15 protein-coding genes are annotated in these 16,060 nt (G+C 69.2%); 9 read left to right on the top strand and 6 right to left on the bottom strand.

What is annotated here, in order from left to right; all coding sequences use genetic code 11:
- Positions 1-177: 177 nt before the first annotated feature.
- Both ACFOD4_RS17940 and ACFOD4_RS17935 read left to right on the top strand, forming a co-directional pair.
- Complete coding sequence (locus ACFOD4_RS17940; protein WP_379598609.1) at positions 178-2,457, top strand: mechanosensitive ion channel family protein; 2,280 nt, start codon at positions 178-180, stop codon at positions 2,455-2,457.
- A gap of 224 nt (positions 2,458-2,681) precedes the next feature.
- On the top strand, positions 2,682-2,960 hold the full coding sequence (locus ACFOD4_RS17935) for a hypothetical protein (RefSeq protein WP_379598607.1): 279 nt from the start codon (positions 2,682-2,684) through the stop codon (positions 2,958-2,960).
- Positions 2,961-2,975: 15 nt separating this feature from the next.
- On the opposite strand, the gene ACFOD4_RS17930 is transcribed toward ACFOD4_RS17935, so the two are convergent.
- Positions 2,976-3,716, bottom strand: a complete 741-nt coding sequence (locus tag ACFOD4_RS17930; RefSeq protein WP_379598606.1) for a sulfite exporter TauE/SafE family protein — start codon at positions 3,714-3,716, stop codon at positions 2,976-2,978.
- A gap of 82 nt (positions 3,717-3,798) precedes the next feature.
- Between ACFOD4_RS17930 and ACFOD4_RS17925 the strand changes: the two genes are divergently transcribed.
- Positions 3,799-4,680 (top strand): LysR family transcriptional regulator, encoded by an 882-nt coding sequence (locus ACFOD4_RS17925; protein WP_379598604.1) that lies wholly within the window; start codon positions 3,799-3,801, stop codon positions 4,678-4,680.
- Positions 4,681-4,755: 75 nt separating this feature from the next.
- Complete coding sequence (locus ACFOD4_RS17920) at positions 4,756-5,373, top strand: YceI family protein (RefSeq protein WP_379598603.1); 618 nt, start codon at positions 4,756-4,758, stop codon at positions 5,371-5,373.
- Positions 5,374-5,401: 28 nt separating this feature from the next.
- Here the strand turns inward: ACFOD4_RS17920 and ACFOD4_RS17915 are convergent, their stop codons facing one another.
- From ACFOD4_RS17915 to ACFOD4_RS17905, 3 genes are read right to left on the bottom strand one after another with little or no spacing between them, the layout of a single operon-like run.
- Positions 5,402-6,304: a prephenate dehydrogenase/arogenate dehydrogenase family protein gene (locus ACFOD4_RS17915; RefSeq protein WP_379598601.1), complete on the bottom strand. Its 903-nt coding sequence runs from the start codon at positions 6,302-6,304 to the stop codon at positions 5,402-5,404.
- Entirely contained in the window at positions 6,297-7,394 is a 1,098-nt protein-coding gene (gene hisC, locus ACFOD4_RS17910; RefSeq protein WP_379598599.1) for a histidinol-phosphate transaminase, read from the bottom strand. Before hisC ends, ACFOD4_RS17915 begins: the two co-directional genes overlap by 8 nt.
- Before the next feature lie 4 nt (positions 7,395-7,398).
- Positions 7,399-8,280, bottom strand: coding sequence for a chorismate mutase (locus tag ACFOD4_RS17905; RefSeq protein ID WP_379598598.1), 882 nt, complete (start codon positions 8,278-8,280; stop codon positions 7,399-7,401).
- Positions 8,281-8,368: 88 nt separating this feature from the next.
- Here ACFOD4_RS17905 and metX point away from each other — a divergent pair, with 88 nt between their 5' ends.
- The 3 genes from metX (at position 8,369) to ACFOD4_RS17890 (ending at position 12,223) form a co-directional block, all read left to right on the top strand.
- Positions 8,369-9,535, top strand: coding sequence for a homoserine O-acetyltransferase MetX (gene metX / locus ACFOD4_RS17900; RefSeq protein ID WP_379598596.1), 1,167 nt, complete (start codon positions 8,369-8,371; stop codon positions 9,533-9,535).
- Between the two features lie 65 nt (positions 9,536-9,600).
- A complete protein-coding gene (locus ACFOD4_RS17895; protein ID WP_379598595.1) occupies positions 9,601-11,175 on the top strand; it encodes an ABC transporter substrate-binding protein in 1,575 nt (524 codons plus the stop codon).
- Between the two features lie 4 nt (positions 11,176-11,179).
- Positions 11,180-12,223, top strand: a complete 1,044-nt coding sequence (locus ACFOD4_RS17890) for a peptidase C39 family protein (RefSeq protein WP_379598594.1) — start codon at positions 11,180-11,182, stop codon at positions 12,221-12,223.
- 11 nt (positions 12,224-12,234) lie between these two features.
- On the opposite strand, the gene ACFOD4_RS17885 is transcribed toward ACFOD4_RS17890, so the two are convergent.
- Together ACFOD4_RS17885 and ACFOD4_RS17880 are read right to left on the bottom strand one after the other, a co-directional pair.
- Positions 12,235-14,265 carry a BTAD domain-containing putative transcriptional regulator gene (locus tag ACFOD4_RS17885; protein WP_379598592.1) on the bottom strand — a complete coding sequence of 677 codons (2,031 nt, stop codon included), beginning with the start codon at positions 14,263-14,265 and terminating at the stop codon, positions 12,235-12,237.
- A 90-nt stretch (positions 14,266-14,355) separates the two neighbouring features.
- A complete protein-coding gene (locus tag ACFOD4_RS17880) occupies positions 14,356-14,637 on the bottom strand; it encodes a hypothetical protein (RefSeq protein ID WP_379598590.1) in 282 nt (93 codons plus the stop codon).
- A gap of 303 nt (positions 14,638-14,940) precedes the next feature.
- Here ACFOD4_RS17880 and ACFOD4_RS17875 point away from each other — a divergent pair, with 303 nt between their 5' ends.
- Together ACFOD4_RS17875 and ACFOD4_RS17870 are read left to right on the top strand one after the other, a co-directional pair.
- Complete coding sequence (locus tag ACFOD4_RS17875) at positions 14,941-15,177, top strand: hypothetical protein (RefSeq protein WP_379598588.1); 237 nt, start codon at positions 14,941-14,943, stop codon at positions 15,175-15,177.
- An 86-nt stretch (positions 15,178-15,263) separates the two neighbouring features.
- Positions 15,264-16,043, top strand: a complete 780-nt coding sequence (locus tag ACFOD4_RS17870) for a DUF6065 family protein (protein ID WP_379598587.1) — start codon at positions 15,264-15,266, stop codon at positions 16,041-16,043.
- The last annotated feature ends 17 nt before the right edge of the window (positions 16,044-16,060 follow it).

Raw genomic sequence — 16,060 nt, 5'->3', positions numbered from 1 at the left:
AGATGGCATCGTTTCGCAGCCGTGCAAGGCAGGTGCCGCGGCCTAAGCCTTGACCCGGATCGCAGCTTCGGCTTGCTGCGGCCCATGCGCCTGCCGATTTCCCTGCTCCTGTGCGGGCTGATGCTCGCCCTTGCGGCCCTGCGTCCCGACACCTCGTGGGCGCAGGCTCCCGTGCCCATGCCCGCTGCGCCCGCGATCGAGGAGCCCGTATCGCCACCTCAGGCATCCCCTCCGCAAGGAGCCGGGGAGGCGCGTCGCCTGCTCGACCTGCTGCGCGACGAAGCCAGGCGGATGGAACTGATGCGGACGCTGGAGGCGCTTTCCGCCGTCAGTCCGGCGGCCCCGGCGGTGCCTGCGCCGCCGGGCCAGCCTGCCCAACCGCCTGAGGCCGGAGCGGCGCCGGCGCCCGCATCTCAGCCTGCCCCAGGTGCGGCCGAACCGCCTTTGCTGGCGCCGGACACGCTGGGCGGGCAATTGCTGTCCGGTGCTTCCCGCTATCTCGCCTTCATCACCGCGCAAACCCTGACGGCCCTGCAGGCGATCACGGACCTGCCGGGCTTGGTGGATTGGCTTTCGGCCGTGGCGCGGGACCCGGTAACGCAGGCCCGCGTTGCCGACGCCTCGTGGAAGCTTGTGCTGGTGTTTGGCCTGGGCCTGTTGGCGGAATGGGCGGCGGAGCGGGCGCTGGGCCGTTCCCGGCGCAAGCTGGACCGTGCCGTGCCCGGCCCTGCGCTGGGATGGGGGCGCATCCGGCGCCTGCCGCTGCTGCTGGGCCGCCTCCTGCTTGATCTGCTGCCGATCGCCGCCTTTGGCCTGGTTGCGTTCGGTGCCACACCGGCTGTGCAGCCGCTACCGACCACAGAACTGGTGCTGTTGACTGCCAACAACGCCTACCTCTTCATTCGCGTGGTGATGGCGCTGGGGCGGATGCTGCTGTCCCCCGCCTCGGCACGGCTCCGGCTGGTGCCATGCTCGGACTTCACAGCCGCCTATGTAATGCTTTGGCTCGGGCGAGTGGTTACCGTGCTGACAGCCGGCTATGCCGTGGCTGAGGCGGGGCTGTTCTTTGGCTTGCCCTGGGGTGTCTACGACGCCATCCGGCGGCTGACGCTGCTGGCCGTGTCGGTGTTCTTCGGAATCATCGTGCTGCAGAACCGGGTGCCGGTGGCGCAATGGCTGCGCGCGCCGGCGTTGCGCCCCAGCGACGCACCGAACCGGGCCCGCATCGCCGCCCGCCGCTTTCGCGACGGTTTGGCCGAGATCTGGCATATCCTGGCCATCCTCTACCTGCTGGCGCTGTGGGCGGTCTGGGCGCTTCAGATCGAGGACGGCTTCGCCCGGCTGCTGCGGGCCAGCGTGCTGACGCTGCTGGTGCTGGGCGCGGCGCGCCTGCTGGACATCACGGCGCGGCGCATGCTTTCGCGCTTCTTCAGCGTGGCCAACGACCTCGCCAGCCGGCATCCCGGGCTGGAGAACCGCGCCAACCGCTACGTCACCTTGATCAAGGGCCTCGTGTCCACGGTGCTGACCGTGTTGACGGTGATGTTGCTGATGGAAGTGTGGGGGATTGACGTCTTCGCCTGGTTCCGCCCCGGTGCGCTGGGCAGCCGGCTGATCGCATCCGGTCTGTCCTTCGGCCTCAGCGTGGCACTGGCGCTGGCCGTCTGGGAGGTCGCCAATGTGGCGCTGGCCCGCCATCTGGAACGCCTGTCACGCGATGCAGAGGCCGCCCGCAGCGCCCGCGTCCGCACCCTGGTGCCGATGCTGAAGACCACGTTGATGGTGGTGATCCTGCTGTTCCTGGCCTTCACCCTGATGACCGAACTCGGCGTCAACGTGGCGCCGCTGCTGGCCGGTGCCGGCGTGATTGGCCTGGCGCTGGGCTTCGGCTCGCAGAAGCTGGTCCAGGATGTGATCACCGGCATCTTCCTGTTGTTCGAGGATGCCATGGCAGTGGGCGACGTGGTCGATCTGGGCGGCAAGACAGGGGTGGTCGAGCACCTGTCCATCCGCTCCATCAAGCTGCGCGCGATCGATGGCAGCCTGCACATCATCCCCTTCTCCACCGTCAACAGCGTCACCAACATGACGCGGGACTTCTCCTTCGCCGTGCTCGACGTGCAGGTGGCCTACCGAGAGGACCTGGACCGTGTGGTCGAGGTGCTGAGCGGGATCTGCAGCGAGATGCGCGCGGAGGCCAAGTGGGGGCTGATGATCCGCGACGACCTGGAAGTGCTGGGCGTGGACAAGCTGCTGCCGGACGGCCCAATCCTGCGGGTCCGGATCAAGACCGAGCCTATCAAGCGGTGGGAGGTGCTGCGGGAAGCCAATCGTCGCATCAAGGCGCGCTTCGACGCGCTGGGGATCGAGATCCCCGCGCACCGGCAACGCCTGACCTTTGACGGGCAGGCGCCGGACGCGATGCGTCCGCCCGTGCCGCGCGCCGCCGAAGGATGAGGGCGCGGGCAGGGCGCCATGCGTTCGGTGGCTCGCTGCCCCGCGTCGCATGGTCCCGCACAAAGGCTTGCCAGCCGGTGCGAGACACGCTTATCGTCCGTCCCATGGATTTCCGGATCGACCGCATTGTGATTAGCGGCCCGGCCGCCTGAGCGCCCTGCGGGGGGCAGCGGCCGGGACAAGCCCCGCGCGCCCTTCTTCTCCGCTGATCCGGAACCGATCCCATGTCCGATACCGCCCCGATGGCGTCCGCCCGCTTCACCGTTCAGGCCGAGGCTTATCCCGGCCTGCTGTCCCGCGTGCTGGAGCCCTTCGCGAAGCGCGACCTGACCCCCGACAGAGTGCGCAGCCAGCGCGAAGGGGATTATCTTCGCGTCGAGGTTGCACTGGATGCCATGCCGCTCGAGATGCTGCATCTGGTGGCTGGCAATCTGGGCCAGATCATCGGGGTGCTGAAGGTGGAGGCCATGGAAGGTCGCCACATCCGCCTGGTTGCGGCCTGAGGCATCTCAGCCGGGTCAGCCTAGCGCCAGATGGGCGCCGAGCGCCAACAGCCCGGCAAAAAACAGGATGCGGAAGGCCATTGGCGGCAGGTTCAGCTTCTGGCCCGCCACCATGCCGAGCAGGGTAGGCAGGATGGCCAGCGCCGAGCCGGCCAGCATCCCGCCCCCCAGCAGCGTGCCTGTCGGCAGGGCCGCCGCCAGAGCCAGCGTGGAAATGGCGAAGGACAGGCCCATGCCCTGCAGCAGTGTCCCCCGCTCCAGCCCCAGTGACTGCAGGTAGGGCACGGCAGGCATCACAAACACGCCGGTGGCCGCTGTGACGAGCCCCGTAACGAGGCCGCTGGCCGCGCCCAGCGCCCCGTGCATCCTGGGCGGCAGCCCCATGCGCCGCCCGAGCAGGCCGAAGAGCCCATACGCAACCAGAGCAACGCCCAGGAACCGGCGGGCCATGGCGGCATCGCCGCCCGACAATCCCCAGCCCAGCAGCGTTCCCAGCCCCGCGCCGGCACAGATACCGAGGAGCAGCGGCGCCAGTTTCCCGGCCAGCGGCAGCACGCGGCCGCCTGTGCCGGCCTGCCAGAAATTCGTCAGCAAGGAAGGCAGCACCAGCAGCCCTGCCGCCTGGGCCGGCGGCAGGAACAGGCCCAGCAGGCCGATCGCAACCGTGGGCAGGCCCAGCCCGATGACGCCCTTGACCATGCCGGCCACGAAGAACACTCCGGCCACGGCCAGGATCGTGATGCTGCTGCTTTCCATGGTTGCCAGCTTGCGGCTCCCGGCACCGGGCACACAATGCGTCCCTGGTTGATCGAGGCTTCGCGCTGCGCGAAGGCACGGCATGCATCTGGACCTGACCGATCTGCGCCTGTTCCTGGCTGTGGCCGATGCCGGCAGCATCACCGGCGGCGCGGCACGGGCGCATCTGGCGCTGGCCGCCGCCAGCACCCGCCTGCGCGACCTGGAGGCCGAGGCTGGAGTGGCGCTGCTGCAGCGCGGCCGTCGCGGCATCCGCCTGACCGCGGCAGGGCTGGCCCTGATGCATCACGCAAGGCTGGTGCTGGGGCAGTTGGCGGGGCTCGAGGCCGCCATGGCGGATTTTGCCGGCGGACTTCGCGGGGTGATCCGTCTGCCAGCCAATAGCGCGGCTTGCGGCATCTTCCTGCCGGAAGCGCTGGCGCCCTTTCTGGCGGCTCATCCCGGGCTGGATGTGGAGCCTGAGGAACAAGGTAGTGACGCCGTGGTGCGGGCCGTGTCCGGCGGTTTTGCGGAGCTGGGAATCGCCGCCGCCTGGGCGTTGGAAGGCCAGGAGGGAATGGAGGTGCTGCCCTTTCGCACGGACCGGCTGATGGTAGCCTTGCCGCGCGGCCATGTCCTTGGCAGGGCCGCGACGCTGTGTCTCGCGGATCTTCTGCCCGAGGGCTTCGTCGGGTTGGAGGCCGGCAGCGCGTTGCAGGCTCATCTATTGTGGCAGGCTTCTCGGCTTGGCGGGCGGATGCGGTTGCGGGTTCGTGCCCAGGGTTTCGATGCCGCCTGTCGCCTGGTGGCGGCGGGGGCCGGCATTGCCATTCTGCCGGAAACCGCGTTGCGGCGGCATGGCCGCACGATTCTGGTGCGGCCCCTCAAGGACGGCTGGGCAGTGCGGAGCCTGTGCCTTTGTGCCCGCCTGGATGCCGGGCTGACGCCGGCTGTCCGCCTTTTGCGCGACCATTTGCGCGGTTGAATCCAGCAGGTGCGGCGCCACCTTGGCCATCAGGCGGTGCATGATGCTCCGCCGGCGACGCCGGGAAACTTGCCTTTGAAGAAACTTCTCACCACCGGGTTCATGCTGGCCGCCCTGAGCTTCGCGCCCGCGATGGCGCAGCAACCGCAGCCCTTCAACCCCGACCCCGCCGCGGTGCGGGCCGGCACCTACGCGCTGGATGCGTCGCATGGCAAGATCACCTGGACGGTCAGCCACCTGGGCCTGTCGCGCTATACCGGCCAGCTGACCGATGTGCAGGCGGAGTTGCGCCTGGACCCCAAGGCACCGGACCAGGGCTCGCTGCGGGTGACCATCCCGTTGGAGAAGGGCGGCACGCTGGATGCGGACCTCGACAAGCACTTGCGCGCCGCGGACTTCTTCGACACCGCCAAGCATCCCGAGGCGCGTTTCGTGTCAACGCGCATCGAGCGCACGGGCGACCGCACGGCGCGCGTCACCGGCGACCTGACCTTGCGCGGCGTCACCCGCCCCGTCGCCTTCGAGGCCCGCTTCAACACGGCGGGCGTGCATCCGGTGACCAAGCGCTACACGTTGGGCTTCGACGGCACTGCCACGCTGAAGCGGTCCGAGTTCGGCATGGGCTACATGGTGCCGGCGGTGAGCGACGAGGTCGCGCTGCATCTCGCGGGCGAGTTCCAGATCGTCGAGTAAGCGGGGAGGGAGGGCCCCCCCTCCCGCCTCAGGCCTGCTTCAGCTCGATGAGCGAGCGGCGGATCTTGCGGCCGCGATGGATGCGGTCCTCGATGAACTGGGTCTCGTTCCACCGGACGGCACGGCCCAGAGCGTGTGCGTCCTCCGAGAAGCGGGCCAGCATTTCCAGCAGCGCCTCGCGGTTGTTGACGAAGATGTCGCGCCACATGTCCACGTCGCTCGACGCGATGCGGGTGAAGTCGCGGAAGCCGGAAGCGGCGAATTTCAGCACCTGCTCGCGAGTTTCCTGTGCCAGGTCATCGGCCGTCGAGCAGATGGTGAAGGCCAGCAGGTGCGGCAGGTGGGACACAATGGCCACCACCTTGTCGTGGGTGATGGCGTCCATGTTTTCCAGCATGGCACCGGCGCGGCGCCACAGCTCGGCGATCTTTTCCTGCGCTTCGGGCGGCGTGCCGGGCTGCGGCGTCAGAATGACGTAGCGGCCCTGGAACAGGGTGGAGAAGCCGGCATCGGGGCCTGAATGTTCCGTGCCTGCCATGGGATGGGCGGGGACAAGATGCACGCCCTTGGGCAGCAGAGGCCGGATGTCGCGCAGCACTGAGCCCTTGGTGGAGCCGGTGTCGGACAACACCGCGCCCGCGGCCAAATGCGGCGCGATCTGCGCCATCAGTCCGGCGAAGCTGCCGACCGGTGTGCATAGGATGACGCCATCGCATCCCTTCACTGCTTCGGCGGCGTCGACCTCGATGATGTCGGCCAGATCCAGCTCGCGCAGGCGGTGCGCCACGCCGACGCCGTGGTCGCAGGCCACGAGGGTCCGGGCGATGTCGCCGCGCTCCCGCGCAAGCCGGGCGATGGAGGAGCCGATCAACCCCAGCCCGATAAGGCAGAGGCGGTTGAAAATCGGCTCGGCCGCCGCGGGCTCAGCCATGGGGCGTGCCAAGCGCGTCGATCACCATCTGGCATTCCTCGGCATTGCCGACCGTGAAGCGCAGCGCCTGCGGCAGCCCGTAGCCTGCCATGCCGCGCACGATCAGGCCGCGCGCCTTGAGGCGGGCATCGATCGTCCTCGCGGCCTCCGCCGAGCCGAAATCGGCGAAGATGAAGTTGGCGTGGCTGGGCCAGACCTCTGCCCCGGCGGCGGACAGGGCAGCGGATAGCCGGCCGCGCCATTCGGTGTTGTGGGCGACCGACTTCTCGACCCAGCCCGGTTCGGACAGCGCGCCGAGGGCGGCGGCCTGCGAGGCGGCGGCGACGTTGAAGGGGCCGCGCACGCGGTTCATCACGTCGATGATTCCGGCCGGCGCGTAGCCCCAGCCGATGCGCATCCCGCCCAGTCCGAACACCTTGGAGAAGGTGCGAAGCATGATGGTGTTGCCGGCCGCGTCCACCAGCCCGTTGCCGGGATCGTAATCCGGCTCGGTGACGTACTCCGCATAGGCGCTGTCCAGCACCAGCAGGATGTCGTCGCGCAGGCCGGCGCGGAGGCGCGCCAGCTCGCTGTTGGGCAGCAGCGTGCCGGTCGGGTTGTTGGGGTTGGTCAGGAAGACGATCCGGGTGCGCGGCCCGGCGGCCGCGATCATGCCGTCGATATCGGCCACCGTGCCGACACCGCCGGGGGCGGGCTTCTCGGCGACCTTCAGCACGCGGGCGCCGCCGGCCCGGCCCGACAGGTCGTACATCATGAAGCCGTAGGCCGACATGATGATCTCCGTGCCTTCGCCACCATAGGCCAGGCAGAGCAGCGAGATCAGCTCGTCCGAGCCATTGCCGGTGACGATGCGGGCGGGGTCGAGGCCGAAGCGGCCGCCGATCGCCTCGCGCAGCGCGGTGGCGGCGCCATCGGGGTAGCGGTGGGCTTCGCGCCCGGCGCGGGTGATGGCCTCGATCGCCGCGGGCGGCGGGCCGAAGGCGCCCTCGTTCGACGACAGCTTGATGATCCGGTTGACGCCGGGGATCTTCGACTCGCCGCCTACATAGGGGTCGATGGTCATGATGGAGGGGCGCGGCGAAACGGGCATGGGATCAGGCTTCCGGCTCGGGCTCGGCGTAGGTGCCGAGGATCGTCAGGCGGGGGAAGGGCAGGGCGGCCAAACGGGAGTCATCCTCGGCGAGGAAGCCCGGCACCTCGGCCAGTGCCATGGGCAGGGGCGATTCGCGGCGGATCAGCCAGCGCGGCGGCAGGCCGGCGGCGGTGAGCAACGCGGCGATGCGCGGGCGGGAATGGTCGGCGCCGGGCTCGATGCGGATCAGGCTGCGATCGCGCCCGGTGGGCTCCGGCGCCAGCGTGGCGATGGCATAGCCCTGCGGGGATGCGTCCGGCGCGGCCAGAAAGGGCAGGGCGGCGACCACGCGCAGCCGCGGCGCTTCCATCTGCATCCACCAGGCAGGGTCGGGGCGCTCTGCATCCTCGGGGGGTGGCAGGATGGCCACGGCGGATTCTCCGCCCGCCACGGCAGCCAGGGCCCGGAACGGCGTGGAATGCAGCTTCAGTGGCGTCAGCACGCCGAAATGCGCCCGGGCCAGGCGGGCGCAGGAATCCTCCCCGGTCTCCGCCGGTATGGCCACGGTGAAGTTGCCCTGCTGCGCCAGGGAGGCGGCGATCATCTCGCGCCAGAACCGCACCAAGGCGGGGCGCGCGAGAGCGCCCCGGTTGCGCTGCAAAAGGCGCCGCAGGATCAGCGCCTCCCGCCCGGGACGAAAGGTGGGCGCGCCGTTCTTCAGCCGGGAGGCAGCCATGTGGGCCACGAGATCGGCACGCTGCATCAGCAGGTCGTGCAGCGCATCGTCGATCCGGTCGATCTCCGCGCGCACGGCGGCGAGGTCGCGAAAGGGAGGCGCGGTCGAGGCCATGGCAGGCGTCGCTGGCTTTGGCTCGGCGGGAAGGGGCGCGTTCTGATCGGACATGGCGGCGGCTCAGCAATAGAACCCGTCGCGTTCCGCGCCAAGCGCCGCATTTCCGTTCCGGCATGGTTGTTCTATTGATCGGGGCGTGATGAACCAGGCCAGCAACCCCGCCTCCGCCTCCGTCCTGGCGCCCACCGCCGAGGTTGAGCATCAGCGCGCCCGTTTTCCCGACGGGCTGGCGCTGGATTGCGGCGCGGTGCTGGCGCCGGTGGATGTCGCCTACCGCACCTATGGTACGCTGAACGCGGCCCGCAGCAACGCCGTGCTGGTCTGCCACGCCCTGACCGGCGACCAGTACCTGGCGGAAACACAGCCCGTCACCGGCAAGCCCGGTTGGTGGGAGGCGATTGTCGGTCCCGGCAAGCCGATCGACACCGACCGCTATTTCGTGATCTGCTCCAACGTGCTGGGTGGCTGCATGGGCACCACCGGCCCGCGCGAGGAGATGCCTGGGGAAGGCCGGCCCTGGGGCACCGATTTCCCCTCGGTTACCATCCGTGACATGGTCCGCACGCAGAAGCTGCTGGTGGAGCATCTGGGCATCGCCCGGCTGCTGGCGGTGGTGGGTGGCTCCATGGGCGGGATGCAGGTGCTGGAATGGGCCGCGACCTTTCCGGAGATGGTGTTCGCCGCGGCGCCGATCGCCACCGCCGCCCATCACAGCGCGCAGAACATCGCCTTCGACGAGGTGGGACGCGCCGCCATCCAGGCTGATCCCGACTGGCGCGGCGGGCGCTACTTCGCCGAGCCGGGGCTTGTGCCGGCCAAGGGGCTGTCGGTGGCGCGCATGGTGGCGCACATCACCTACCTTTCCGAGCAGGCGCTGACGCGGAAGTTCGGCCGGCGGCTGCGCGGCGCCTCGGCGCTGACCTTTCTGGAGGATGTGTTCGAGGTTGAGAGCTACCTGCGCCACCAGGGCTCCACCTTTGTGCGCCGCTTCGATGCCAATTCCTACCTGACCATCACCCGGGCGATGGATTACTTCGATCTGGCGGCGGAGCATGGCGGCGATCTTTCGGCCGCGTTCCGCGGCACTTCCACCCGTTTCTTTGTCGCGAGCTTCACCTCCGACTGGCTGTTCCCGACGGAGGAAAGCCGCACACTGGTGCGGGCGCTGAACCAAGCGGCGGCCAACGTGTCCTTTGTGGAGATCACCTCCGACAAGGGGCACGATGCCTTTCTGCTGCATGAGCCCGAGTTCCACGCGGCGCTTGGCGGCTTTCTGAAGGGAGCGGCGGCGAAGCTGGGGGCCTGAAGGCAGGCGGGTTGCCAGGGTGCGGCGGCCGGGCGCAGGCTGCCCGGCCAAGGAGATGCACGACCATGCCCCAGCCGCACCCCAAGTTCGGCCGCCGTGCCGCCCTGGCCCTGGCCGGCGGCGCCACGCTGGCGCCCGGCCCCTTCCGCCCTGCGCTTGGCCAGGATCGGAGCCGCGTGCTGCGCTTCGTGCCGCACGCCAACCTCACCGTGCTCGATCCTCTCTGGTCCACGGCGCTGGTTTCCTATTGCGCGGCCAGCGCCATCTGGGACCGGCTCTACGGGCTGGACGAGACGCTGACGCCGCGGCCGCAGATGGTGTCGGGCCACGAACTTTCCGAGGATCGCCTGCATTGGCGCTTCTCGCTGCGTGAAGGCCTGCTCTGGCATGACGGGGAGAAGGTGTTGGCGCGGGACTGCGTCGCCTCCCTCCATCGCTGGGCGCAGAAGGACGGCTTCGGTCTGCGCCTGGCCGCGCAGACGGAGGAGATGCGGGCGCTTGACGACACACGCTTCGAGATCCGGCTGCGGAAGCCCTTCCCGCAGATGCTGTTCGCCCTGGGTGCCACGGCCTGCTTCATGATGCCGGAGCGCAGCGCCGCCACGCCCGTCGGCACGGCGGTGAACGAGCCGATGGGCAGCGGTCCCTTTATCTTCCGCCGGGACGAGTGGGTTTCCGGCGCCCGGGCCGTGTTCGAGCGCAACCCTCGCTACATGTCGCGCGACGAATCGTCCTCCTTCTGGGCCGGCGGCAAGCCGGTGCATTTCGATCGGATCGAGTGGACCATCATGCCCGACCCCAGCACTGCGGCCTCGGCGCTGCAGGCGGGTGAGGTGGATTGGGTAGAGCGGCCCTTCGCCGATCTCGTGCCGCTGCTGGAGCAGCATCCCAGGCTGCGGGTGGATGTGCTGGACCCGCTCGGCACCTGGGCGGAGATCCGCTTCAACACCGCCATCCCGCCCTTCAACAACCCGAAGGTGGCGCGTGCCCTGATGCCGGCGCTGAAGCAGGCCGATTTCCTGCAATCCCTTCTGGGTACGGAGCGGCCGGAGCTGATGAACCCCCGGAGCGGCGTGTTCCTGCCCGGCTCTCCCCTGGCGACGGAAGCCGGGCTCGATGTGCTGACCGGTCCGCGCGACCTGGAGAAGGCGCGGCAGCTGCTCAAGGACGCCGGTTACGACGGGCGGCCGGTGGTGATGCTGGAAGCGTCCGACCTCGGCACCTCAGCCGCCTTCTCGCCGGTAGCGCGGCAATTGTTCGAGCAGGTCGGCCTGAAGGTCGACTACCAGACCATGGATTGGGGCACGCTGCTCAGCCGCACCAATGCGCAGGGCGGGCGCGGCCCCTGGAACTGCTATGCCACGGCCTGGGCCGGGCTCTGGATCACCAATCCCGCCATGCACGCGCATCTCTACGGCAGCGAGCCTGACGCCCGCATGGCCGAGCTGCGTGACCAATGGTTCGACGCGCCGGACCTGCCGGCTCAGAAGGCAGTGGCGGAGCAGATGCAGCTCCGGGCACTGGAACGGCCGCCCTTCCTGCCCTGCGGCCAGTACTTCAACCAGCAGGCCTTCAGCCGGAACCTCAGCGGCTTCGTGAAGGCGCCGACCGCCACCTTCTGGAACCTGCGCAAGGGCTGACGCCATGGCACCGCTCGACCACATCCCGGCTCCGGACGAACTCGCCCGCGCCATGGCCGCGCTGCCGCCGGAACGGCGGGAGGAGGTTGCCGCCACACTGGCGCTCCCCGGACACCATCTGGCCTGTCTTTGGGAAGAGGGGACGCTGGCCGGGCTGGCGCTCGGTCTGGCACGGCCAACCGGCGGAATGATGCGGCTGTTGCTGGTCTGGATCGCCCCGGGTGTTCTGGATCGGACCAGCGCGGCCCTGGTGCTGGCGGAGCGTCTCGCGGACCAGGCGAAGGCCGTCGGGCTTCTGGGCTGGCGCCGCGGTGGCGGCACGGTCATTGATGCGGAGCTTTTGCCGGCCTTCGGGGTGGAGGCCGAGGCCGAGCACTGGTTTGGCAACCTCCGCCTGCCCGTGCAGGAAGGGCTTGTTTACTACCGGCAGTCCACGCGCTTCACCTGCGGACCAGCCTCCCTGCTCATGGCAATGAGGCTCCTGCAAGGGGAGGCGCCGACGCGGGACGCCGAGATCGCGCTGTGGCGTGAGGCCACCAGCATTGTCAGCCTGAGCGGCCCTGGCGGCTGCGATCCCTTCGGCCTTGCGCTGGCGGCGCGCCGGCGCGGTCTCCAGGCCCGGGTGCTGGCAAGCACACCCGGACCCATGCTGATGGAACGAGCCGACACGGAAGAGAAGCGCGACCTGATCCGCTTCGTGCAGGAGGGCTTCCGGGCCGAGGTGGCGGCCAGTGGCCTGCAGGCCGAGCAGAGGGCCTTCGAGGTAGAAGATCTGGCGGCGGCGCTGGATGAGGGGGCCATGGTGCTGGTGCTGGTCAGCCAGACGCTGACCCAGGGGCGGGACACCCCGCACTGGATCCTGCTGCATGGCCGGGCGGGCGGGGCCAAGGATGGCTGGTTCCTGATCAGCGATCCCTGGACCGAACCCGCGCGCGGCGAGGGCGAGGCGGATGCGCGGGCGCTGCCGGTTAACGCTTCCGTGCTGGACCGCATGGCGTGGTATGGCGAGCCGCCCTACCGGACCGCCGTGGTGCTGCGGACGGCTTGACCTGCCGCGCGTCAGCCCGCGCCCAGACCGGCCAGGCGAAGCCCCTCGGCGTAATGCGCCCGGTCTTCTTCTCCCCTGACCGGTGTACGCCGCAGCGCCTTGGCGATGGAGAAATCCGGCTCGATCGCCAGCAGGCGGGAACGGGCCGTGGCCGCTTCATCCTTCAGCCCCAGATGGCCCAGCGCTGAAAGATAGGTCTTGTAGTTGGAGCTGAATGCCGGGCGCAGCGCCACAGCCGCGCGGCCCACCGCCGCCGCTTCCTCGTGCCGGCGCAACATCACCAGCGGAATGCCGCGCGCCGCATCGAAAAAGAAAGCGTGCGGGTGACAGGGCGACAAGGCGGCGTAGCGGTCGAGGCGCAGCAACGCCTCCTCATGCCGGCCGCGATAGCTTTCGGCCATGCCAGAGAAAACCCATGCCATGGCCAAGTTGGGGTTCAGTGCCAGGGCGCGATCATGCAGCGCCGCCGCCTGGTCCGGCTCGTGGTGCAGAAAGGCGCGGACATGGCCCTGGATGGTCAAGGCCTGGGCATCCAGCGGATCGAGGCCGCTGGCATGCTGCGCCAGCCGCTCGGCCTCGACGGTGCTGGCAGCCTCGTCGGCCGACCAGCCCTGGCCAACCAGGAACAGATGCCAATAGGCATGCCATGCATGGACCTGGGCGTAGTCCGGCTCCAGCGCCGTGGCCTGGGACAGCCATTCGCCGGCGGCCATGAAGCTTTGCCGGTCGAGCCGGTGGATGGCGGGAATGGCGCGCAGCAACAGGTCATAGGCGCCGCTATGGGCGGGGCGGGCGGTGGCGCGCTTGGCCTCGATCAGCAGGATCTCGGGGTCTATGCGGGCCACCACAGCGGCTGCCACCTCGTCCTGCAGGGCCAGCAGGTCGCCGGCCGGGCGGTCGAAGCGCTGGCTCCAGACCAGCCCGCCGGGATCGCGCAGATCGGCCAGTCGCAGCGAGACGCGCAGCGTGTCGCCGCCGCGTTGCACGGTGCCGCTCAGCAGGTAGTCGAGACGCAGCGCCCGCGCCGCGGCCTCGGCGCCCTCGCGCCCCGTGGCTTCGGCGAGGGAGGTGCTGTCGGCCACGAACACCCAGCGGAAGCGGGCCAGTGCCGTGCCGATCTCCTCTGCCAAGCCAAGTCCCAGATGGCTCGCAACCCCTTCGCCCAGCGGCAGCAGCGGCACCACCCCCAGCCGCGTGCCCCGCTGCGCCGGCTGGCGCGGAGCAGGGGCGGGGGGCGGCGGTCCCGCCTCGGCCCGCAGCGCCAGCGCCAACGCCTCGGTCTCGGCCGACGGGGTGATGTTGAAGCGGCTCGCCATCAGGCTGCGGCAGGCCTCGTACGCGGCATAGGCGCCAGCGCGATCGCCGCGGTCGAGCCGCAGCCGGATCAGCGCGCGCCATCCCGCTTCCCGTGCCGGGTCGATGCGCAACAGGCGCTCGGCCGCATCCAGGGCGGCCTCCGGCGACGTAGTGGCGGCCAGCAGGGCACCTGCGCGGTGCGCCGCAACGGATTGCAGCAGGGCGCGCTGCTCCGTCAGCCAGCCGTCGAAGGCGGCGTCAAGCCCTTCCAGATCCGGCAGCAGCGGCTGGCACAGAAGATCAAGCGCATCCGGCCCGGCTTCACGGTCGAGCACCGCCTCGGCATCGATCCAGACGGGTCCGTCCTGCAACATCAGACTGTCTCGGCTGGCCTGCAGCACCGGAGCGCCCACCGGCACCAGCGCGGCCTGCAACTCGTGCAGCGCCTGACGCAGAGAGCCTCGCTGCTGTTCCTCGCCCCGGCGCGACCAGAGCAGTTCCGCAAGCCGGCTGCGCGGCACCGGCTGTCCCAGGGAGCGGCCGAGTACGGCAAGAAGTGCGCGGGCCTTGCGGGAGCGTGGAAGAACGGGACGGCTGGACAGGGTCCAGGCTTCCATGGGTCCAATCAGCCCGATGCGCATCAGCGGCGTCGTGGCCGGCGGCAGGCCGGGCAAAGCGGCAGCACCACGGGCGAGCGGCGTGGCCCCCGTGCTTGCTCCGGCCTCGACCCATGACGTACCCGACATAAACTTAACCTAGCCGAAGGCCCAACTCTGCCGCCAGGGGAAGGCGTGCGGGAAGTTGCACCGGCGGCAGATCTTTCATCCCTGCGGCGATCAGCCTTCGTCGTCGAGATCGGGCAGCGCGTCATCCGCCAACAGGGGAGCGGCGGCGCGAAGCGCTTCCCGCAGGCGCCGCTCAGCCCGCATCATGTCGAACTCGATGAAGTCGCGATCGATGGCTTCGGCCAAGTCGGCAGGGGCCTGATCGCGGCGCTCCTGCAGGATCCGCGCCCGCTCACGATGCGCCATGTAGCGGCGGGCGGCGGCATAAACCTTGATCAGGCTGTCCTGGGTGTCACGGACGGAGGCTTGCTCCGGAAGACGGGTGCTCGTCATGGCGTGTTCCCATTGCTGCGCTGGCATCATGGGCAGACCCTAACAATCCTGCTTCGTCGCTGCGCGTGATAGACGCACGCCGACCGTCAAAGTCACGTTAAAAGAGAAGGCGAGGATTATCTGTCTGGTTGAGGGAAAATAATCCTTGATCTGAGCGGAAATGGGGATAAAGTCCGTTTGGTCAAGGGCGGAGCCATGCCTGAGACGCTTTCCCCTCTTGCCGCTTGGTTGCGTTAACCGCCGCTTTCCCCCCGAAGCCGCGTATGCCGCGCCTTTGCCTGGCCCATCGTGAAAGAACCCACCATGACCATCATCACTCAGAACCCGGTTCAGATCGCCGATGTGCAGGATGCCGGCCTGGTTCGTCTCGGCGCCGGGATGCGCCATCTTGAACGCCGTGCGATGACGATGCCGGCTGGGCTGCCTCCGCTGCCGCCCGGGTTCCGGAACGCCCCGGCTACAACGGGCTGCCCGCATTTTGCCGCCGCCACGGCTGATGCGGGCCGGGTGCGCCTGGGCGCCGGCATGCGCCGCGGCTAATCAGTACCGTCATCCTCAGCTGGAAGGCCGGGAGCAAATGCTCCCGGCTTTTTTTGTGCCCCGCCAGAAGCCGGACCGCGAGAACCATGGCTGCCCTTTCCGCCGCGATACCCTTCGTCACCTTTCACCGCATGATCGACACTGCGCGACTTCCGGAACGTGCCGACCGCTCGGCCGGTGGCAGCCTGCCGATCCGCGCCGTGCGGCACTGCGATGCTGTGACCAGCGCGGCGGGTTTCGGCTGGCACCTTCATGCCCCGATGGACTTTGATCTGATCTGGGATGGCGCACAGATCTGGTGGCACTGCGCGGGGCTGGAAGGCTGGATGCCGCTGGGCTCGGCTCAGTTCCCGCATTTCGCCTCCCGCTTCGACGCCGCCGTGCCGGAGGAAATCCGCGGCTACTCGCCGCCATTCCTGACCGCGTTGCAGGAGCCCGGCGTGGTGCAGATGTGGACTGGCCTGGCCGCGCGGACCGCACCGGGCTGGAGCCTGCTGCTGCGGCCGCTGGCCAATCTTCCGCGCCACCCAGCCTATGAGCCGTTTGAGGGAATGGTCGAGGCCGACCATTGGTTCGGCCCGTTGTTCACCAATATTCGCCTGACCCGCACGGGCATGCCGATTTCGTTTCGTCGTTCGGAACCGTTGCTGCAGGCCCAGCCCGTGCCGCAGATTGCCTATTCCGACGCGGTGCTGGCCTCCGCCACCAGCACCACGGATCTGGAGGCCATGAGCGCGGCCGACTGGGCCGACTATCATCGCTCGATCGTGGTGCCGAACCAGAACGAGAACCATCGCCCTGGCGCCTACGCAGCAGAGGCCCGGAAGCGGCGCAAGAGCGGCAGGTGCCCCTTCGGTCATGGATGAAGTGTTCTTTCATTGTT

This window comes from Teichococcus globiformis (assembly GCF_042646265.1).
In the GTDB taxonomy this organism is placed as follows: Bacteria; Pseudomonadota; Alphaproteobacteria; order Acetobacterales; family Acetobacteraceae; genus Pseudoroseomonas; species Pseudoroseomonas globiformis.
Note: the sequence above shows the minus strand (reverse complement) of the source record. Positions and strands in the feature narration are given on the sequence as shown.